Source organism: Dactylosporangium sp. NPDC000521 (genome assembly GCF_042898305.1).
GTDB lineage: Bacteria > Actinomycetota > Actinomycetes > Mycobacteriales > Micromonosporaceae > Dactylosporangium.
This window is the reverse complement of sequence record NZ_JBIAYW010000031.1, coordinates 76,338-95,156: the sequence shown is the minus strand read 5'-3', so window position 1 is coordinate 95,156 and position 18,819 is coordinate 76,338. Positions and strand designations below refer to the sequence as shown.

At 70.5% G+C, this 18,819-nt stretch carries 17 protein-coding genes; 5 read left to right on the top strand and 12 right to left on the bottom strand.

Annotated elements, in window-relative coordinates:
- Positions 1-2,991: ricin-type beta-trefoil lectin domain protein (locus ACFY3L_RS49515; RefSeq protein WP_389341158.1), on the top strand; the 2,991-nt coding region annotated here is incomplete at its 5' end.
- 46 nt (positions 2,992-3,037) lie between these two features.
- Here the strand turns inward: ACFY3L_RS49515 and ACFY3L_RS49510 are convergent.
- The 4 genes from ACFY3L_RS49510 to ACFY3L_RS49495 all read right to left on the bottom strand — a co-directional run bounded on the left by ACFY3L_RS49510 (position 3,038) and on the right by ACFY3L_RS49495 (position 7,148).
- Positions 3,038-4,345 (bottom strand): carotenoid oxygenase family protein, encoded by a 1,308-nt coding sequence (locus tag ACFY3L_RS49510; protein WP_389341155.1) that lies wholly within the window; start codon positions 4,343-4,345, stop codon positions 3,038-3,040.
- A 198-nt stretch (positions 4,346-4,543) separates the two neighbouring features.
- Positions 4,544-4,717: a YbdD/YjiX family protein gene (locus ACFY3L_RS49505; RefSeq protein ID WP_389341152.1), complete on the bottom strand. Its 174-nt coding sequence runs from the start codon at positions 4,715-4,717 to the stop codon at positions 4,544-4,546.
- Positions 4,714-6,885 (bottom strand): carbon starvation CstA family protein, encoded by a 2,172-nt coding sequence (locus tag ACFY3L_RS49500; protein WP_389341149.1) that lies wholly within the window; start codon positions 6,883-6,885, stop codon positions 4,714-4,716. Before ACFY3L_RS49500 ends, ACFY3L_RS49505 begins: the two co-directional genes overlap by 4 nt.
- The gene (locus ACFY3L_RS49495; RefSeq protein WP_389341146.1) at positions 6,882-7,148 is read right to left on the bottom strand and encodes a DUF3311 domain-containing protein; all 267 of its coding nucleotides are present in this window, start codon (positions 7,146-7,148) and stop codon (positions 6,882-6,884) included. Before ACFY3L_RS49495 ends, ACFY3L_RS49500 begins: the two co-directional genes overlap by 4 nt.
- A 136-nt stretch (positions 7,149-7,284) precedes the next feature.
- Here ACFY3L_RS49495 and ACFY3L_RS49490 point away from each other — a divergent pair, with 136 nt between their 5' ends.
- From ACFY3L_RS49490 to ACFY3L_RS49480, 3 genes are read left to right on the top strand one after another with little or no spacing between them, the layout of a single operon-like run.
- The gene (locus ACFY3L_RS49490; RefSeq protein WP_389341164.1) at positions 7,285-8,802 is read left to right on the top strand and encodes a sodium:solute symporter; all 1,518 of its coding nucleotides are present in this window, start codon (positions 7,285-7,287) and stop codon (positions 8,800-8,802) included.
- Entirely contained in the window at positions 8,799-9,377 is a 579-nt protein-coding gene (locus ACFY3L_RS49485; protein ID WP_389341143.1) for a SigE family RNA polymerase sigma factor, read from the top strand. The genes ACFY3L_RS49490 and ACFY3L_RS49485 overlap by 4 nt, the downstream gene beginning before the upstream one ends.
- On the top strand, positions 9,374-9,718 hold the full coding sequence (locus tag ACFY3L_RS49480; RefSeq protein WP_389341140.1) for a hypothetical protein: 345 nt from the start codon (positions 9,374-9,376) through the stop codon (positions 9,716-9,718). Before ACFY3L_RS49485 ends, ACFY3L_RS49480 begins: the two co-directional genes overlap by 4 nt.
- Positions 9,719-9,736: 18 nt before the next feature.
- Here ACFY3L_RS49480 and ACFY3L_RS49475 read toward each other — a convergent pair whose 3' ends face one another.
- The 6 genes from ACFY3L_RS49475 to ACFY3L_RS49450 all read right to left on the bottom strand — a co-directional run bounded on the left by ACFY3L_RS49475 (position 9,737) and on the right by ACFY3L_RS49450 (position 16,019).
- On the bottom strand, positions 9,737-10,606 hold the full coding sequence (locus tag ACFY3L_RS49475; RefSeq protein WP_389341137.1) for a carbohydrate ABC transporter permease: 870 nt from the start codon (positions 10,604-10,606) through the stop codon (positions 9,737-9,739).
- Complete coding sequence (locus tag ACFY3L_RS49470) at positions 10,606-11,523, bottom strand: carbohydrate ABC transporter permease (protein WP_389341134.1); 918 nt, start codon at positions 11,521-11,523, stop codon at positions 10,606-10,608. The genes ACFY3L_RS49475 and ACFY3L_RS49470 overlap by 1 nt, the downstream gene beginning before the upstream one ends.
- Positions 11,523-12,935 carry an ABC transporter substrate-binding protein gene (locus tag ACFY3L_RS49465; protein ID WP_389341131.1) on the bottom strand — a complete coding sequence of 471 codons (1,413 nt, stop codon included), beginning with the start codon at positions 12,933-12,935 and terminating at the stop codon, positions 11,523-11,525. Before ACFY3L_RS49465 ends, ACFY3L_RS49470 begins: the two co-directional genes overlap by 1 nt.
- A gap of 237 nt (positions 12,936-13,172) precedes the next feature.
- The gene (gene dmpG, locus ACFY3L_RS49460; protein WP_389341128.1) at positions 13,173-14,201 is read right to left on the bottom strand and encodes a 4-hydroxy-2-oxovalerate aldolase; all 1,029 of its coding nucleotides are present in this window, start codon (positions 14,199-14,201) and stop codon (positions 13,173-13,175) included.
- The gene (locus ACFY3L_RS49455) at positions 14,198-15,151 is read right to left on the bottom strand and encodes an acetaldehyde dehydrogenase (acetylating) (RefSeq protein WP_389341125.1); all 954 of its coding nucleotides are present in this window, start codon (positions 15,149-15,151) and stop codon (positions 14,198-14,200) included. The genes dmpG and ACFY3L_RS49455 overlap by 4 nt, the downstream gene beginning before the upstream one ends.
- Before the next feature lie 7 nt (positions 15,152-15,158).
- Positions 15,159-16,019: a 2-keto-4-pentenoate hydratase gene (locus ACFY3L_RS49450; protein WP_389341122.1), complete on the bottom strand. Its 861-nt coding sequence runs from the start codon at positions 16,017-16,019 to the stop codon at positions 15,159-15,161.
- Positions 16,020-16,061: 42 nt separating this feature from the next.
- Between ACFY3L_RS49450 and ACFY3L_RS49445 the strand changes: the two genes are divergently transcribed.
- Positions 16,062-16,817, top strand: a complete 756-nt coding sequence (locus ACFY3L_RS49445; RefSeq protein WP_389341119.1) for an IclR family transcriptional regulator — start codon at positions 16,062-16,064, stop codon at positions 16,815-16,817.
- Positions 16,818-16,956: 139 nt separating this feature from the next.
- Here the strand turns inward: ACFY3L_RS49445 and ACFY3L_RS49440 are convergent, their stop codons facing one another.
- Together ACFY3L_RS49440 and ACFY3L_RS49435 are read right to left on the bottom strand one after the other, a co-directional pair.
- On the bottom strand, positions 16,957-17,769 hold the full coding sequence (locus ACFY3L_RS49440; protein ID WP_389341116.1) for an alpha/beta hydrolase: 813 nt from the start codon (positions 17,767-17,769) through the stop codon (positions 16,957-16,959).
- Positions 17,770-17,882: 113 nt separating this feature from the next.
- Positions 17,883-18,761, bottom strand: a complete 879-nt coding sequence (locus tag ACFY3L_RS49435; protein ID WP_389341113.1) for an alpha/beta fold hydrolase — start codon at positions 18,759-18,761, stop codon at positions 17,883-17,885.
- Between the last annotated feature and the right edge of the window lie 58 nt (positions 18,762-18,819).

Here is an 18,819-nt window from a genome sequence, read left to right as displayed (position 1 = left end):
GACAGCAACGGCGCCAACGAGTCCGCCGGCAACCGGTGGAAGAAGTTCTACGTCGACTACCGCACCACCATGAGCATCACCTACAACACGGTGCCGGGCACACCCGCGAACCTGTCACCCCACCAGGGCCAGGTCGCCTGCGGCGGCGTCATCGGCACCACCACACCGGTCCTGCAGGCCCAGTACGTCGACGCGGACACCGCCGACAACCTCACTTCGACCTTCCAATGGCAGCAGCTGCCGTCCGGTGCCGTGACGAGCGTGCCCGGCCCGAGCAAACCGGCCAATAGCAACGGCGCCGTGACGGTCGCCCTCGGCAGCGCCGCCGAAGGCAAGGAGTACCAGTTCCGGGTGCAGACCGCCGACGGCACCGACGCATCACCCTGGTCGCCGTGGTGCACGTTCAAGGTCGACACGACGGCGCCGCCCGCGCCGGTGGTGACCCCGACGGCGTCAGGAACGGCACCCGTGTACACACCCTGCGACCCGGGCAACATCAACGCCTGCACGCCGCGGGGCGGCCCCGGTGTCGGCGGCGGCTTCGTGTTCAGCGAGCCCGCCGGACCCGACGGGCAGGACGTCGTCAAGTACGTCTACGGCTGGGACGCGCCGGAGCTCAGCGTGACCGTCACCGCGGGCGCTGCCACGCCGACCATCATGCTGACCCCGCCGCACTACGGCATCAACAAGCTGACCGTCTACAGCGTCGACGACGCCGGGCGGTCCAGCCCGACCACCGTGTACAACATCCTGGTCGGCGCCCCGTCGGCGGCGGTCGCGCACTGGCCCCTGGACAGCATCAACGGCCACGGCCTCACCGACAGTGTCTCCGGGTCGTCGCTGACCGCGACCGGCGTGACCTGGACGTCCGGCGCGCGGTACGTCGGTGCCGACGCGGCGACGTTCACCGGCACCGGCCGGGCATACCAGTCGGCCCCGGTGGACACCGCCGGATCGTTCAGCATCGCCGTGTCGGTCCGACCGGCGGCGACGTTGTGTACGAACCCGGCGACCTACACCGTCATGTCCATGGACTCGACCGCCGTGCCGAACAGCACCAGCGGCAGCGCTTTCAAGCTCAGCTTCGACTGCGTCAACCGGAAGTGGGAGTTCAAGCTGGCGGACTCGGCACAGCTGAACGCCTACACCAGCGTGACGACGAGCAGCGGCACCGCCCTGCTGGCACAGTGGACGATGCTGGTCGCGTCGTACGACGAGGCGCAGAACACGATGCGCATCTGGCAGGACGGCGTGATGGCCGGCACCGCCACCCCACTGGCGACATGGGTGTCGGCGCACGGAACAGGCTGGACCGCCGGGGGGCCCGTCGTGCTGGGCAGCGCCCGCTCACTGGGGGCCGAAACCGCCTGGTTCAGCGGCGAGATCGCGGACGCCCGTGCCTGGAACCGGGCGCTGGTCGCCGACGACCTCACCGGCACCAACGCCAACCCGGCAGCCGGTGTCCCGGCCCAAGCCGGCCTCACCCAGCCCCTCGAAGTCGGCTCGTGGCAGTTCCCCGACGGGGAGTGCTACTGCGGCGACACCCCGGACGGCTCCGTGTTCGCCCGCAAGGCGACGCTCAGCCCCAACTGGACCCTCGACCCCGGCTGGAACGGTGACCCGGCAACGACACCGGCGTGGCTGACCAACGACTCCCACGACGGCAACGGCGGCGTCCAGCTCAACGGCACCACCGGATACATCTCGACCCGGGACGACAAGGGCACCCTGAGCACGGCCGACGACGTCGAGCGGCCCGTTCTGCGCACCGACCAGTCGTACACGCTCTCCGGCTGGGTCCGGATCAGCGACAAGACCGTGTCCCGCACCGTCTTCTCCCAGCAGGGCACCCGGGGTGCCGCGTTCGCCGTCCGGTACGACCGTGCCGTCGACCGGTGGTCGTTCGCGGTGACCGGCAGCGACGTGGACGCACCCGTCGTCGCGAAGGTGAACTCGATCGCCACGGCGCAGCTCAACGGCTGGGTCTTCCTGGAGGCGATCTACGACGGACCGCTCGGCAAGATCCGGCTGTTCGTCGACTCGCAGTTGCAGGGAGAGGCAACCGTCACCGCGAGCTGGAACGCCACCGGGTCGTTCAACATCGGCCGGACCCTTCAGGCCGGCGCGGGTGCCGAGTTCTTCGCCGGCACCATCGACGATGTCCGGGTGTACGCCGGCACCCGGCGATCCACCAACAGCGCCGTGCCGGCCAACACGCTGATGTTGCTGCGCTCCGGCCTCGCCGGCAAGTGCCTGAACAACACGGCCGGCGCGTCCACCGACGGCAATCCCGTCACCTCGTCCGCCTGCAACGGCGACTACAACGCCCAGCTGTGGACGATGCACACCGACAACACGATCCGCATCGCGGGCAAGTGCCTCAACGCGAAGAACGCCGGCACGACGCCGGGCACACCGGTGGAACTGGGGACCTGCACCGGCACGGTGACGCAGCAGTGGCAGACCGGTCCGTACAACTCGCTGCGCAACTCCGCGTCCGACCTGTGCCTGGACGTCTGGAACGGCGACACCACCGACGGCACCCGGCTGCAGCTCTGGGACTGCTACGGCAACGCCGCTCAGGCGTGGACGCCGCGGTGGACCGGCATCGGCATGATCCGCTCCGGGATCCCCGGCAAGTGCATCAACAACAACATGGGGGCCAGGACCAACGGCAACCCGATCCAGTCCTACGACTGCAACGGTGGTGCGGACGCCCAGATCTTCACCCTTCTCGGTGACGGCACCGTCCGCATCGCGGGGATGTGCCTGGACGTCGTCAACCACGCCACCGTCTATGGCTCCAAGGTCCAGCTGTACACGTGCACCCTGACACCGAACCAGATCTGGGAGGCGGGGCCGAACCACTCCCTGCGCAACCCTGTGTCGGGGCTGTGCCTGGACGTGCCGAGCACCAGCACCGTGAACGGCACGCAGCTGCAGATCTACGACTGCTACGGCAACCAGGCCCAGGAGTGGTTCCTGCCCTGACCCGACTATCGCGACGGGGATCCGCGGGCGCGGGTCCCCGTCGCAGTCATGTGCGGTCGGCGATCCACGACCCGTGGAACCCGGCCGGTACGCGACGTGGCAGGCCGACCGTGGCCACCGGGGTAAGGCCGGCGGCGTCCAGGACGAGCAGGACGGAGCCGGCCGGACCGGTGACGATGCTGAGCAGCCAGCCCTCGTCCTCGGCACGCGCGCCGTCCGTGGGCACGAAGACCGCCTCGCCGGGGCGCTGCCCGGCATCGAAGCGGTACACGGTGGCGCTGCCGGTGCCGGTGTCGTACTTGACGATCGTGTGCTCGCCCACGGTGTACAGATGCCGGTTGGGTCGCCCGGTGCGGTCGTTGTCGTGAGTGGGGAACTCGACGCCGCGGTCGTCCAGCAACTCCTCCCGCCGGGTGCCTGTCACCGGGTCGAGCCGCCAGCGGTACAGCTGGGCCCGGGACCGGTCCAGGTTGGCTCCGCCGCCGAGTCCCGACCACACGGACCCGAAGGCCGCGGCGTCGTAACGGACGGCGTCGAGCACCACCGCGCCGGCGGCGTCCTCGTACGCGTTGCCGACGTGGAAGACGAAACAGGGATCGACGTCGAACCAGCGCACCGTGGCGAGCTCGGCGCGGGGCATCACCCCGAGCCGCGCGCCGTGCGCGTCGTCCCATCGGTAGGGGATGCGTTCCCTGCCGATCAGCGCCGGGTCGAACACCACGGGCAGGTCCAGCCAGACGACGTGACCGGCGGTGATGGCGAAGTCGTGCATCATCGTCGGCCCGGCGACGGCGATCTCGCGGCTGCGGACCAACTCGCCGGCCGCGTCCAGGACGTGGTACGTGAGGTACGGCGGCAGGGCACCGTATCCGAAGAAGTGCAGTTCCCCTGTCTGCGGATCCTGCTTGGGGTGTGCCGTCATCGCGGTGGTGAGCCGGCCGCCGAAGTCGCACGGCCCCACGGTGTCCAGCTCCGCTGTCACCTCGTACGGCAGGCCGCTCTCGACCAGCGCCAGAATCCGGTCGCCGTGCGGCACGACGTGGGTGTTGGCCGGCACGGCGGTGCGGTCGATGGAGAAGTCCGGGCGGACGTACGACGCACCCTCGAGCTCCGCGGTGCGCACCCAGCGGTTGCGGTACCACTCGGCCCGCCCGCCACGCAGCCGGATCCCGTGGATCATGCCCGGCCCCAGGAACCAGTGCCCGGGGTCCTGGCCGGGCAGCGGATTCGGGCCGTTGCGGAAGTACCGCCCGGTCAGCTCAGGAGGCAGCGCCCCGCTGACGGGCAGGTCGTACGCGTCCATCTCGTCGGCTACCGGCGCGAGATATCCACTGAGGTAGGCCGGTCCGGTCACGATCGGGCCTCCTTGCCCGCAATGTGTCGCCTGAACCGACACTACCCCGGGGACGGGCCCACGACACCGACCGCGGCGATGTCTGGGTTCCACCTCAGCGACCCGGCAGAAGGCTGAGGCCCGCGACCGCCAGGCGGCCGGCCGTCGCGGCCGGCCGGCCCGGTGGGGGCCGGTCCGGCCGCGATGCGGTCGCGGGCCTCAGCAGCAGCGCACGGCGGTGCCGCTCTTGAGCCGTTCGAACTCCCGCCGGGTCAGCGGGGCTCCCGCCGTGCGGTGTTCCCGATGGTGCGCGACGTAGTGGTCGTAGCCGGTCTCACCGGCCAGTTCCCGCAGGTACCACCAGAGTCGCGCCGGCAGGCGCCGCAGGTTCATCGGTCGCCGGTTCCCTCGACGGCGGCCGCAACGACGAGCTCCCGCTGCTCCCTGGCATTGGTGAAGAGCCCGGATGGTGCGACGATCGCCGATTCCACGAACGGTGCCTCCGTTGTCGGCAGTTCCCGGTTTCGGATGATCGCCTGCAGGCAGACCCTGGCCCCGTCCACGATGACGATGATGATCAGGACCGCGAAGAGCACCGACAGCACGAGCTGGACGGTTGAGTTGGTGACGACCTGCTGCATCTGGTCGAGGTTCTTGGCGGGGGCGAGCACCTTGCCCTGTTCGAGTGCGTCGGCGAAGCGCTGGCGCTGGGCGAAGAAGCCCATCTTCGGGTCGGTGGAGAAGATCTTCTGGTAGCTGGCGGTCATTGTCACGGCCGTGACCCAGGCAAGCGGGATGGCGGTGACCCAGGCCCACTTGAGCCGGCCGCTCTTGACCAGGATGACCGTGACGACGGTCAGGGCCAGGGCGGCGAGCAGCTGGTTGGCGACGGCGAACAGGGGGTAGAGCTGATTGATGCCGCCGAGTGGGTTGGTGACGCCGGTGTACAGGAAGTAGCCCCAGGCGCCCACGACGGCCGCGCTGGTCAGCCACAGGCCGGGTCGCCAGCTGACCCGGCCGATCGGCTTCCAGATGTTGCCCAGCATGTCCTGCAGGATGAACCGGCCGACCCTGGTCCCGGCGTCGACCGTGGTCAGGATGAACAGCGCCTCGAACATGATCGCGAAGTGGTACCAGAAGGCCTTGAGCCCTGCCCCGCCGAGGAAGCCGGAGAAGATCTCGGAGATGCCGACGGCGAGCGTCGGCGCGCCGCCGGTGCGCGACACCAGCGTCGGCTCGCCGACGGCGGCGGACGTGGCCTGCAGGGTCTCCGGCGTGACGACGAAGCCCATGTTGGTCACTGCCGTCGCGGCGCTCTGGAAGGTCGTGCCGACCACGCCGCCCGGAGAGTTCATCGCGTAGTAGAGCCCGGGGTCCAGCAGTGACGCGGCAATGATCGCCATGATCGCGACGAAGGACTCCATCAGCATGGCGCCGTAGCCGACGAGCCGGACCTGTGACTCCTTCTGGATCATCTTCGGCGTGGTGCCCGAGGAGATCAGCGCGTGGAAGCCGGACAGCGCCCCGCAGGTGATGGTGATGAAGACGAACGGGAACAGCGTGCCGCCGAAGACCGGGCCCTCGCCGCTCCAGGCGAACTTGGTGACGGCCTCGTTCTGCAGGACCGGGGCGGTGACCAGCACGCCGACCGCGAGCAGCGCGATCGTCCCGATCTTCATGAACGTGGACAGGTAGTCGCGCGGCGCGAGGAGCATCCACACCGGCAGGACGGACGCGAGGAAACCGTACCCGACCAGGCAGAAGACCAGGGTCTCGGGCTTGAGCGTGAACGCGGCGGCCCAGCTCGAGTCCTGGACCCAGCCGCCCGCGGCGATGGCGAGGACCAGCAGGGCGACGCCGATCACGCTCGTCTCGATCACCCGGCCCGGCCGCAGCACCCGCAGGTAGAAGCCCATGAACAGGGCGATCGGGATGGTCATGGCGATGGAGAAGGTGCCCCAGGGTGACTTCGCGAGCGCGTTGACGACGACGAGCGCGAGGACACCCAGCAGGATGATCATGATGGAGAAGACGGCCAGCAGGGCCGCGACGCCGCCGACGCGGCCGATCTCGTCCCGGGCCATCTGGCCGATGCTCTTCCCGTCGCGGCGCATGGACAGGAACATGACCACCATGTCCTGCACGGCCCCGGCGAAGACCACGCCGACGATGATCCAGATGGTGCCGGGCAGGTAGCCCATCTGCGCCGCCAGGACCGGCCCGACCAGCGGCCCGGCGCCCGCGATCGCGGCGAAGTGGTGGCCCAGCAGCACGCGGCGGTCGGTGACGTGGTAGTCGATGCCGTTGTCCAGCCGCTCGGCGGGCGTGGCGCGCCGGTCGTCGACCTTGAGCACGCGCCGGGCGATGAACCGCGCGTAGAACCGGTAGGCGATCGCGTACGAGCACAGCGCCGCGGCCACCAGCCAGATCGCCGAGATGCGCTCGCCGCGGGCCAGGGCGATGATCCCCCAGGCGATCGCGCCGACGATCGACACGATCGCCCAGATCACGATGGACCGCAGACCCGGGCGGGCCCGGGTCGTCGGAGTGAAGATGCTCATGCAGGTTCTCCAGGGTGGGGGTGTCCGCCCGGGTGCGTCCCCGGCGCGTGGACCCGTCGGTCCGCGCGCCGCAGCAGCAGATGACTGCCTGCCATCAGCGCCACGCTGAGGAAGATCCAGGCGAACTGGAACCAGTAGAAGAAGGGCAGCCCGGCCAGCCGGGGCGTGGTCCGCGCGTACAACGGGACACAGAGGATGGCCACGAGCGGCAGGGCCAGGCCGGTGTAGGCAGCGACCCTGATTGCCTTGCAGGATCTCGTCATCCCGGCCTCCGAACAGTCGTCGACGATGCTTGAATGTTGCGCACCCGTGTCGCGCGGTTTACTGCCCGATTGCCTCTTGTTTCGTGTCAACCGATCCGGAAGCCTGCGCAACATACGGAGGACTGAGAGGGTGCCCATGGTCGATTCCGCCAGCACCGCCGCCTTCACGCTGGTCGTCGCCGGCACGTCGCTGCTCGCGATCGCCGCGCGGCGCTTCCGGGTACGCGACGAGCTGCCCACACTCGACGGCTGGGCGCTGGCGGGGCGGCAGTTCGGGGCCGTGCTCACCTGGTTCCTGCTCGGCGGCACGATCTACACGGCCTACACCTACGCCGCGGTACCGGGTCTGGTGTACGGCGTCGGGGCGCTGGGGTTCTTCGCGCTCGCGTACACGGTGATCGTCTACCCGCTGGCCTTCGTGCTCCTGCCGAGGCTGTGGCGGGTGGCGAGGGACAACGGCCACACGACGGTGGCCGACTACGTACGGGCCCGCTACGACTCACCGCTGCTCGCGCTCGCGGTGGCACTCACCGGGATCCTCGCCACCATGCCGTACATCGCCCTGCAGCTGCTCGGCATCCGCGCGGTCCTGGTCGCCGGCGGCCTCTACCCCGACGGGATCGCGGGCGACCTCACGCTGGTCGCGGTGTTCGCGGTGCTGGCCGGCGCCACGTACCGCAGCGGGCTGCGCGCGCCGACCGTCATCTCCCTGGCCAAGGGAGTCCTGGTCGCCACCACGGTCGTCAGCATCGTCGTGCTCGTGCTCGACCGGCTCGGCGGACCGCAGGCGGTGTTCCGCGCCGCCGAGGACGCCATCGCCGCGCGCGGCGGGCCGGAGACCTCCCTGACCCTCACCCCCTCGCTCTACACCGCCTACGCCACGCTGGCGCTCGGCTCCGCGCTCGCGCTGCTCATGTACCCGCACGTGCTGACCGCGTCGTTCGCCGCATCCAGCGGCGACCGGCTCCGCAAGGCGATCATCGGGTTGCCGGCGTGGACCGCGGTGCTGGGCCTCTTCGCGCTGCTCGGCGTCGCAGCGCTCGCCGCGGGCGTCGAGGCCCGGCCCGGCAACGCCGAGGCGGCCGTGCCGCTGATGGTGCGGGAGCTGACCTCGCCGGTCGCCGCCGGGCTCGTGTTCGGCGCGCTGGCGGTGGGGGCGCTGGTGCCGGCCGCGGTGATGTCGGTCGGCGCGGCGACGCTGTTCGTCCGCAACGTCTACGTCGAGTACTTCCACCCGTCGGCGACGCCGAAGCACCAGGCCCAGGTCGCCCGCGCGGTGTCGCTGGTGGCGAAGTTCGCCGCACTGGCCTTCATCTTCGGCCTGCCGGACCAGGACGCGATCAACCTGCAGCTGCTCGGCGGGGTGTGGATCCTGCAGACGTTCCCCACGGTGGCGCTCGGGCTGTTCACCCGCTGGCCGCACCGCGGCGCGCTGCTGGTCGGCTGGCTCGTCGGCATGGTGGCGGGGACCGTGCTGGTCGCCTCCGGCGGCTTCTCCTCGGTCGTCTCGTTCGCCGGCGTCCATGTGTACGTCGCGCTCGCCGCGCTGGTGCTCAACCTCGCCGTCGCCGCCGCGCTGACCCCGGCGCTGGACCGCATCGGCGTGGCCCGGGAACTCAGCAACGGTACCGCCGCAGGGGCGGTGGCCCCGTGACGCAACAGGTCTCGTCCCGCCCGCTCGCACCGGCCGCCGACCCGGCGCCGGCCACGCCCGGCCCCGCCGGGGGCAACCTCGCCGACCTGGACCGCGAGGCCGCACTGGCCAGGCTCTTCGACGCCAACCACACCCCGCTGCTGCGCCTGGCGGTGCTGCTCGGTGCGGAGGGCGAGGCCGAGGACATCGTCTCGGAGGCGTTCTACGAGCTGTACCGGCGATGGCACCGGTTACGCAGTCACGACGCCGCGCTGAGCTACGTGCGCGCCGTCGTGTGCAACCTCGTGCGGATGCGGGTGCGCCGGCTGCAGGTGGCACGCAGGCATGCGGAGCAGGTGATCGAGTCGGTCGGGTCGGCCGAGGCCGAGGTGCTGCTGCGCGACGACCAGCGGGCCCTGGTGGAGGCGATCAAGCGGCTGCCGACCCGGCAGCGGGAAGCGCTGGTACTGCGGTACTGGCTGGATCTGCGAGAATCGGAGATAGCCGCGGCAATGGGCATCTCCCCCGGCGCGGTTAAGTCACACACCTCGCGGGGTATGGCCACGCTCACGCGGTTACTGGAGGAGCGGAGATGAGTGGCGTTCCATCCGGGCAGGCACCGCGTCAGGCACCCGCGACCGGTTCGGCCGCGGGCTCGGGGGTCGCCGAGGAGCAGCTCCGCGACGTGTTCGACGCACTCGCGACCTCGGTCCACGGCGCGTCGAACCGCTACCCGGCCGCCCTGGCCGGCTGGAGGCGCCGGGAACGCCGGCGGCGGATCGTGCTGGCGATCCTCGCCGCGGTGATCTTCGCGCTGGCAGACATCATCGGCCTGTGGGCGCTCAGCCGCGCCGACGTCAACATCCACATCATCTTCGACGACCGGCCCGGCAGCAGCACCGAGGCACCGCGCAGCGGCATCGGGCCGCCGCCGTAGCCGGCGCTGCGCCGTGCGTCAGCCCACGGTCACCGCGCCCGCGGTGAACCCCGCGACGAACCGCTTGAGCAGAAGGTTGAAGACCACCGCGATGGGCACCGCGACGAACACGACGGCACCCTGCAGCGACTGCCAGTAGAACAGGTCCCCGCGGATCAACTCGGTGGGGATCCCGGTCGAGACGACCTTCCCGGCGGTGGGGGAAATGAACGCGATCGCGTAGAGGTACTCGCTCGCGCACAGGACGAAGCTCAGCACGACGACCGCGACCAGCCCGGGCACCGCCAGCGGCAGCGCGACCCGGCGGAAGGCGGCGAACCGGGTGCAGCCGTCGACCAGCGCCTGCTCCTCGACCTGCGCCGGGATCGCGCTGAAGAACCCCATCATCAGCCAGACCGACACCGGGACGGTCAGCGTCGGATAGACCAGCACCAGGGCCCAGTCGGAGTCCTGCAGACCGACGGCGGCGACGAGCCGCGACAGCGGCAGGAACAGCACGCTCGGCGGGACGAGATAGCACAGGAAGATCGCCATACCGAGCCGGCCGGCCCACGGCCGCCGCAGCCGCGCCAGCGCGTAACCGGTCGGCGTGGCGAGCAGCAGGGTCACCGCGACCACCGCCGCGCCGATCCAGAGCGTGTTCCACGCGAACGTCGGAAAGGCCGTCTGCCGCCACAGATACACGAGGTGGTCGGCGGTCGGCGGGGCGTTGAACCACACGGGGCTGTGCGCCGGGTCGTACAGGTCCCGGTTGAGCTTGACGGCGGTGATCACGCTCCACAGGAACGGCCCCGCGCCCAGCAACGCGGCCGCATAGGCCGCCGCGTGCACAGCCACACCGCCCAGCCGCTGCCTCCGCCGCGCCCGCTCGGCGGATCGCGCGGGCATCACCGGACCACCATCCGGCGCACCAGGCCGAGGATCGCCAGCGTCGCGGCCAGCAGTACCGGCAGCAGGAACAGGGCCACCGCGGCGCCCTGGCCGACGTCGCCGCCGTCGATGCCCCTGCGGAACGCCAGCGTGGCCAGCACCTCCGTGGCATGGGTCGGGCCACCGTTGGTCAGGACCCGCACCACCGCCATGTCGCTGAACGTGAAGACCGCGCAGAACAGCGCCGCGACCGCGACGATCGGGGCGGTCAGCGGTACCGTCATGAACCGGGTCCGCAGCCAGCGGCCGGCGCCGTCGACGCGGGCGGCCTCGTAGATGTTGCGGGGTATCGCCACGAGCCCGGCCATGATGATGACGGCCGTGAGCGGGGTGAGCCGCCACGCCTGCACGGCCACCACCGAGGCCATGGCCGTCGAGGGCCGGCCGAGCCAGTTGACGTTCTGCCCCTCGCCGAGCAGGCCGAGCTGCCGACCGGCCCAGTCCAGCGGCGAGAAGACCGAGTCGAGCATCCACAGCCACGCGACCGACGACATGGTGACCGGGGTGACCCACGGCATCAGCACGCACAGCCGCACCAGCCAGCGGCCGTACACCGGGGCCAGCATGAGCCGGGCCACCACGTTCCCGCCGACCACGGCCAGCGACGTGGCCGCCGCGGTGATGACGCACGTGTTGAGCAGCGACCGCCAGAACACGGGATCGGCCAGCACGACCTCGAGGTTGGCCAGTCCTGCCCAGTCGAAGGTCGGGTCGGCGACGGTCACGTCCGACACGGCGTACGCGACGGCCAGCACGACCGGCCCGACGATCAGGGCGGCGACGTAGCCCACGGTCGGCACGACGAACAGCGATGCCAGCGCGCGGTCACGGTCCCGGACGCGGCGCCCGCCCGGCGGGAATGTGTGGTGTCCCATCAGGCCACCAGCCCGCGGGCGCGCCATTTGGCGTAGATGGACCGGACCTGCGCCGCGGCGTCGGCGACCGCGACCGCGGCGCTGACCTCGCCGCGTGCCGCGCGGGCGAACATGTCGGGGATGATGAAGCTGCCGGCCACCTCCCCGACGGCGGCGTTGGCGGTGCCAGGGTGGCCGAGGTCCGCGCTCCACCGGGCGGCGTCGGCGAGCAGTGCCAGTTTGGCGGGCGGGTCGGCGCGGAACGGGTCGTGCCGTAGCCAGGCCGTGAGCTCCGGGGTGCGGCCCGGCCAGGCACACAGGTCGTACAGCATCGACGAGTAGGTGGCGGCTGCGAAGTTCGCGGTGTAATGCAAGAGGAACTCCTGTCCGGCGGCGGCCCCGGCGGCGTGCTTCGGGATGACCCAGTTGTGCACGAGGTGGTGTGCGGCCACGGCACCCGCCGGTCCGGCCAGCGCCGGCACGAAGCCGACGTCCGCCGCGACCGCGGGGGTGGACCGCTGCGCGGTACGCCAGGCGGAGATCGAGTTGCTGATGTACGACAGCCGCCCGGCGACGAGGCCCTGATTGTTGGAGCTGGGGATCCACGAGAAGACCTCGTCGGTCATGGCCTGGCGGTACAGCCGGGTCATGAACTCGACCGCCTCGACGGCCTCGGGCGCGTCGAGCGTGACCCGGCCCTCGCCGTTCTGGATGGACGATCCGAACGACCACAGCAGGGATCGGCCGACCATGTTCGAATCGAGCTCCTGCGACATGCCGAGCCCGAGCTGCACGCCGGTGGCGCGACGGATCTCGGCCCCGCCGCGCAGCAGCTCGTCCCAGCTCGACGGCCCGCCGGGCAGGCCGATCTTCGACCACATCGAACGCCGGAAGTTCCCGGGATCCGGAACCCAGCCCGGCGCGTAGGCGAAGTACCGGTTCGTCGCCGGGTTGAAGCTCGACCGCCGGCACAGTTCCAGCTGCGGACCCCACCGCCGGTTGGCCTCCCGGACGAGGTCGGTCAGGTCCAGCACCGCCGGTTCGAACTGCGGCAACGGCGCCACCGCCTGGATGAGGTCATGCCCACGCCCGGCGTAGATCTCGGCCGCCACCCGGGTCGTGATCTGGCCCAGATCGACATGGTCCACGGTGACGCCGACGCCGACCCGGTCGGCCCACCGGCGGACGAAGCCGTCGAACCAGCGGTCGTAGGTCGGCACGAAATGGCTCCAGGCGAGGATCCGCAACGCCCCGGACAGCTTGGCCGTCGGCGGCGTGAACTGCTCCGCCGGCCCGCCCGCCAGCATGCCGGCGCCGAAGGCGTCGTCGTCTTCGTGAGCGCAGCCGGCGGCCAGCGCCATGCCGGCGCCTGCCACGCCACCGACGAACCGGCGCCGGCTCATCCGCGCGGACAGCGGGTTGGATGAGATCACACACATCTGTTGCCAAGGCGGCCGAATCGTTTACCAGCCGACCGTCCAGCTTTCGTCTTCGTGACGGTACGCCGGCGCCGTCCCGCCCGGTGGGCAGTGGCGCGCCGGGGTCAGGCCCGGGCGTAGCGCGGCACGTACTCCTGGCTGGTCAGGGACTGGATCGCAAGTCGGTTGTTGGTCGGAGTCTCCGACCAGCAACCGTTCGCTGTCCGCGGCGTGGCCGGTCGTGCCGGCTCCTCAGCCGCCGTTCGCGGCACCGGACCCGGCGGCGAGGGTGAGCGCGATGTCGATGATCATGTCTTCCTGGCCGCCGACGAGGCTTCTGGCGCCGCACTCCATGAGGATGTCGCGGACGTCGACCCCGTACTGCCGGGAGGCGTTCTCGGCGTGGCGGAGGAAGGAGGAGTAGACGCCGGCGTAGCCGAGTGTCAGGGTTTCGCGGTCCACTCGCACCGGGCGGTCCTGCAGCGGCCGGACGATGTCGTCGGCGGCGTCCTGTAGCTTGAACAGGTCGCATCCGTGCTTGATGCCGGACAGGTTGGCGACCGCGATGAACGCCTCGATCGGACAATTGCCCGCGCCCGCGCCGTGCCCGGCGAGGGACGCGTCGACCCGGTAGACGCCGTTCTCGACGGCGACGAGCGAGTTCGCGACCGAGAGTGAGAGGTTCTCGTGCGCGTGGATGCCGATTTCCGTGGTGGGTTCGAGCACGTCGCGGTACGCACGCACGCGCGCGGCGACGTCGTGCATCGTTAGCCGGCCACCGGAGTCCGTGATGTAGACGCAGTGGGCGCCGTACGACTCCATCAGCTTCGCCTGTTTGGCCAGCTCCTCCGGCGGCGCCAGGTGCGACAGCATGAGGAATCCGGAGACGTCCATCCCGATCTCGCGGGCCGCCGCGATGTGCTGGGCCGAGATGTCGGCCTCGGTGCAGTGCGTGGCCACCCGCACCGAGCGGACACCGAGGTCCCACGCGGTCTTCAGCTCGTGGATGGTGCCGACCCCCGGCAGCAGGAGCGTGGTGAGGCGGGCGTTGCGCAGCACGTCGGCGGCCGCCTCGATCCAGGCCCAGTCGGTGTGGGATCCGGGCCCGTAGTTGATCGAGGAGCCGGCCAGCCCGTCTCCGTGGGCGATCTCGATGGCGTCCACGCCGGCCGCGTCGAGCGCGGTGACGATGCGTCGCACGTCGTCGGCGCTGATGCGGTGGCGTACGGCATGCATGCCATCGCGAAGGGTGACGTCCTGGATGAAGGTCGACGTGCTCACGCGGCTGCCTCCTGGGCACGACCGGCGGCGATCTGCTCGGCCACCTGCAGGCCGGCGGACGTCATGATGTCGAGGTTGCCGGCGTAGGCCGGGAGGTAGTGCGCGGCGCCCTCGACCTCGAGGAACACTGACACCTGGTGCGTTGGCCGCTGCGCACCGGGCTCGATGAGGGTTTCGAGCGGCATGTCGTGCGGGATCTCGGAGATCTGTACCTGCTGCTTGAGCCGGTAGCCAGGCACATAGGCCGCCACGTCGGCGACCATCTTCTCGACCGAGCGCCGGATCTCGGTGTGCACGTGCTTGTCGGCCGCGTCGACCAGGGCGAAGACCGTGTCCCGCATGATCAGCGGCGGATCGGCGGGGTTGAGAATGATGATCGCTTTCCCCCGCCCAGCCCCGCCGACCGTCATGACCGCCGCCGCGGTGGTCTCGGTGAACTCGTCGACGTTGGCCCGGGTGCCCGGACCGGCGCTCTTCGACGCGATCGAGGCGACGATCTCGGCGTACGGCACAGGGGCGACTCGGCTGATGGCCGCGACGATCGGGATCGTCGCCTGGCCACCGCAGGTCACCATGTTGACATTGGGCGCGTCGAGGTGCTCGGCGAGGTTGACCGCCGGAACGACGTAGGGCCCGATCGCGGCCGGTGTGAGGTCGATGAGTCGCTTGCCCAAGGGCTGCAGCTTGCCGGCGTTGTACCTGTGTGCCTTGGCCGACGTCGCGTCGAAGACGATCTCGATGTCGTCGAACTCGGGGAGCTCGATGAGTCCGTCGACGCCCTCGTGTGTCGTGGCGAACCCGAACCGCCTCGCTCTCGCGAGCCCGTCGGAGTCGGGGTCGATGCCGACCATCGCGCTCATCTCGAGATGCCGGCTGGTCCGCATCACTTTGATCATCAGGTCGGTCCCGATGTTGCCCGACCCGATGATGGCGACCTTCGTCTTGATCATGAATTCCTCACTGGTTGCCGCGTACGCGGCCCTCATAGCCGAACGTGACCGAGACCTTGCCCAGGCCCGTGATCGTGGCGGTGACGGAGTCGCCGGGCCTGACCGGCCGCATCGGCCCCAGCGCCCCGGACAGGATGACCTGTCCCCCTCGCAGCGGCTCGCCGAATTCGCGAGCCTGACGTGCCAGCCAGACGACCGCAGTGATCGGGTCGCCCAGGCAGGCCGCGCCGTTGCCGGTGGAGACCACGTTCTCGTTGATGGCCATCTGCATGCCGACCGATTTCGGCTCGACCTGATCGAGGTTCCTGCGCACCGGGCCGAGCACGAATGCCCCGGCCGAGGCGTTGTCGGCGACGGTGTCGCCGAAGGTGATGTCCCAGTCCTGGATGCGGCTGCCGCAGATCTCGAGCGCGGGTGTGGCGTAGTCGATCGCGCTGCGCACCTGAGCGGCGTCGAGCGGGCCACCGGCCAGGTCTTCCTTGAGTACGAACGCGATCTCGGCCTCGATGCGAGGTTGCAGGACGGCGCTGTAGGGCACCGTGTCGCCGCCGTCGTAGGCCATGTCGTCGAAGAGCAGGCCGAAGTCCGGGCGGTCGACACCGAGCTGCTTCTGGACCGCTTCGGAGGTGAGCCCGATCTTGCGGCCGACGATGGTCGCGCCGGCGGCGACGCGTTCGTCCGCCAGTCTGCGTTGCACGGCGTAGGCCGCGACGATGTCATCGGATCCGATCAGGTCCCGCACAGGCGGGGTGGGCCGGCATTGCATGGCAGCGGCGCGCAGGCGGTCGGCCGCCGCGGTGACGGCGGCCGAATCGATGCGACTTGCAGGAGATTCGCTCATCACCGCAAGAGTCGAGGGTGTTGCCAACGGGAGCAATCGGATCGTTCCACTCAGCGATACGCTGACGTCATGGCGGCAGACCTGAGCACCGTGCTGGGCAAGGCGATGGCGATCCTGCACTCGTTCACGGTGCATGACTCGGTGCTGCCACTGGCCGAGCTGGTGCGCAGGACCGGATTGCCGAAGGGCACGGTGCACCGCGTCGCCCGCGACCTTGTGGAGCATCGGCTGCTCGACAAGACGCCGGACGGTTACCGGCTCTCCGGTGGGCTGTTCGAGCTCGGCATGCGGGCGTCGGTCGAGCGCAGCCTGCTGGAGGTGGCAATGCCGTTCCTGCAGGATCTCTACGAGCGCACCCACGAGACCGTCCATCTCGGCATCCGCGACGGCGCCGAGGTCGTCTACCTGGTGAAGATCGGCGGCCATCGGCAGGCCGCCTCGCCGTCTCGGACCGGCGGGCGGATGCCGTTGCACTGCACGGCGATCGGCAAGGTGCTGCTCGCCCACGGCGAGCCCGGTTTCCGCGCGGAGGTCCTGGCCGGTGCGCTGGAGCGGCGCACGCCGCACACCATCGTCGTTCCCGGACTGCTGCGTCGTCAGATGGGCAGGGTGCTGGAGACGGGTGTCGCATTCGAGCGCGAGGAGTCCCGCCTCGGGTTGCTGTGCGTCGCGTCTGCCGTCCTTGATGCCGGCGGGACCGCGATAGCGGCCATCAGCGTGGCCGGGCCGGTGGGGCGCTTCCGGCCGGAGGCTCATGCGGTGGCCGTGAAGGCCACGGCCGCCGGCGTCGGGAGCGTCCTGTCACGCCAGCGCGGACTGACGTGACCGCGGGGAGACCGGGGCGGACCGGCGTGCCGCTGGAGGCCCTGGAGGCGGCGCCAACGAGCAGGCCACTGTCCTGTTCGGACCGTGAACAGTCCGAATAGGACAGTGACCAACGACCGTAGTCAGCTGTGAATGGAGATCAGACGGTGACGGCGTCGAGGATGTCGGCGAGCTGCCGCGTTCGGGACGCGAACGCCGCGTGGCCCGACTCGATGGTCTCCTGGGCGAAGCGGGTGTGCGGCGCGAGGTGGTCGGCGTCGCGGATCATCAGATCCTGCAACTCCAGCGGCAGGGCCCGGTCCAGCGTGCACCGCACGTAGGTACGCCGCAACCGGCCCCACCGCTGCGGGGTGGCACCGGCATCGGACGCCAGGAACGACACCGGCTGGTCCGGTGTCAGCGCCGCCGCGCAGGCGAGAAACTGCTCCGGCCCGAGACCCGTGAAGTATGCGGCGTGCAACTCGTCCAGGTACGCCTCGTCGGTGGACCGCGGGTTGATGCGCACCGCGCCGGTGACCGCCGGGTCGCCCAGGTACAGGCCGGCACCGAGCGCCGACTTGGCCTCCGGCAGCGCGAGATACGCGCCGGCGGCCTTCAACCGCGTCGGCACGAAAGCCGTGACGTACACCAGGTGCTCGAACAGCTCCGGCGCCAGCTCGGCCGCCCGGGTCGCCACGGCACCGCCCATGCTGTGGGCGACCAGGACCGGCCTGCGGGGCAAGTCGCGAGCGGCGGCCACCACGGCTTGCGCCGCCGTCTCGAGCGTGACGTCCACGAGCGGCGATGGTTGCGACTGCAGGCCTGGCTGCCCGGCTGCGAAGTAGCCGACCGGGAAGCGCGCCGACATGCCGTGGCCCGGCAGGTCCAGGGCGAGGACCCGGTGGCCGCGGGCAGCGAGCAGTCCGGCCAGCGGCGCCCAATGTCCGGCCCCGTGCCATGCGCCATGGACCAACAGGTAATCCGCCACAGTTGTCCGCCTCCGGAATCGTTCGGACCCGCTCAGGAACGCGCCAGCGGCAAGCGGGGTGACGCCCAGTATGCCGAGCGCCGTTCGACGATTCATGATCATGGCAGCTCCGCGATTGTCGTGCCGATCAGCGATGCCAGCTGTTCGGGCTGTTCCTCGGGGACGTAGTGCCCCGAGTCCTCAATCAGGTGACTCGATACGGCGGGTGCGGCCTCCCGCACCGAGTCCAGCCAGCCCAGGCCGATGCCGTACCGGGCGCCCACGACCGTGACCGGCATGGCCAGCGGAGCGTTGCGGCACAGCGCCCGGTTGTCCTCGATGTCCGCGGGCAGTGAACGGTAGTAGCCCATCGTGGCGCGCACGGCGCCCGGTCCGGCCAACGCGCGGGCATACACGTCGAGGTCCGCATCGCCGATCGCCTCGGTGACGAACAAGCCGATCGTGTCACGGCGGAACAGATACTCCAGGTACGGGCGCTCCCGCCCGGCGAGCAGCAACTCCGGCAGGTCGTCGAGCATGTTGAAGCCGAAGTGCCACGAGCCGCCGAGCAGCGGGTTGGCCGCGCGTTCGCTGTGCCCGAGGCCGGGTATTCCGGCCTCGACGAAGATGAGGCTCGACACCGAGGCCGGGTAGCAGGCGGCGAGCGGGTAGGCGATCTGCCCGCCCACGTCGTGACCGACGACGTGGAACGTCGCGAACCCCAGGTGCGACATCAGCGCGTGCAGGATGGCGGCCACGCTCTTCTTGTCGTAGCCGCCAGGCAGTCGCGCGCTGGCGCCGAATCCGGGCAGGTCCGGGACGACCACGGTGTAGTGCTGCTCGAGCAGCGGCTGGACGAAGCGCCAGGCGTACCGGGTCTGCGGCCACCCGTGCAGCAGCAGTACCGCTGGGCCGGCGCCGGTGACCGAGCAGTTGAGCACCGCGCCGGGCAACCGGAGCCGGCGCGGTTCGGCCGCGGCCGGCAGGTGTGCGTTCATGGCGCTCAGCGTGCGCCGCAGCCGGATCGGTGGGGAGAGCTGGTTTCCGCTCAACGGG

Bases quoted from the DNA above. Each gene is read 5' to 3' on its own strand.
- ACFY3L_RS49455 (WP_389341125.1), bottom strand. From the start codon at position 15,151: ATGATCAAGACGAAGGTCGCCATCATCGGGTCGGGCAACATCGGGACC.
- ACFY3L_RS49445 (WP_389341119.1), top strand. From the start codon at position 16,062: ATGGCGGCAGACCTGAGCACCGTGCTGGGCAAGGCGATGGCGATCCTG.
- ACFY3L_RS49475 (WP_389341137.1), bottom strand. From the start codon at position 10,606: ATGCCCGCGCGATCCGCCGAGCGGGCGCGGCGGAGGCAGCGGCTGGGC.
- ACFY3L_RS49435 (WP_389341113.1), bottom strand. From the start codon at position 18,761: ATGAACGCACACCTGCCGGCCGCGGCCGAACCGCGCCGGCTCCGGTTG.
- ACFY3L_RS49495 (WP_389341146.1), bottom strand. From the start codon at position 7,148: ATGACGAGATCCTGCAAGGCAATCAGGGTCGCTGCCTACACCGGCCTG.
- ACFY3L_RS49470 (WP_389341134.1), bottom strand. From the start codon at position 11,523: ATGGGACACCACACATTCCCGCCGGGCGGGCGCCGCGTCCGGGACCGT.
- ACFY3L_RS49500 (WP_389341149.1), bottom strand. From the start codon at position 6,885: ATGAGCATCTTCACTCCGACGACCCGGGCCCGCCCGGGTCTGCGGTCC.
- ACFY3L_RS49490 (WP_389341164.1), top strand. From the start codon at position 7,285: ATGGTCGATTCCGCCAGCACCGCCGCCTTCACGCTGGTCGTCGCCGGC.
- ACFY3L_RS49480 (WP_389341140.1), top strand. From the start codon at position 9,374: ATGAGTGGCGTTCCATCCGGGCAGGCACCGCGTCAGGCACCCGCGACC.
- ACFY3L_RS49505 (WP_389341152.1), bottom strand. From the start codon at position 4,717: ATGAACCTGCGGCGCCTGCCGGCGCGACTCTGGTGGTACCTGCGGGAA.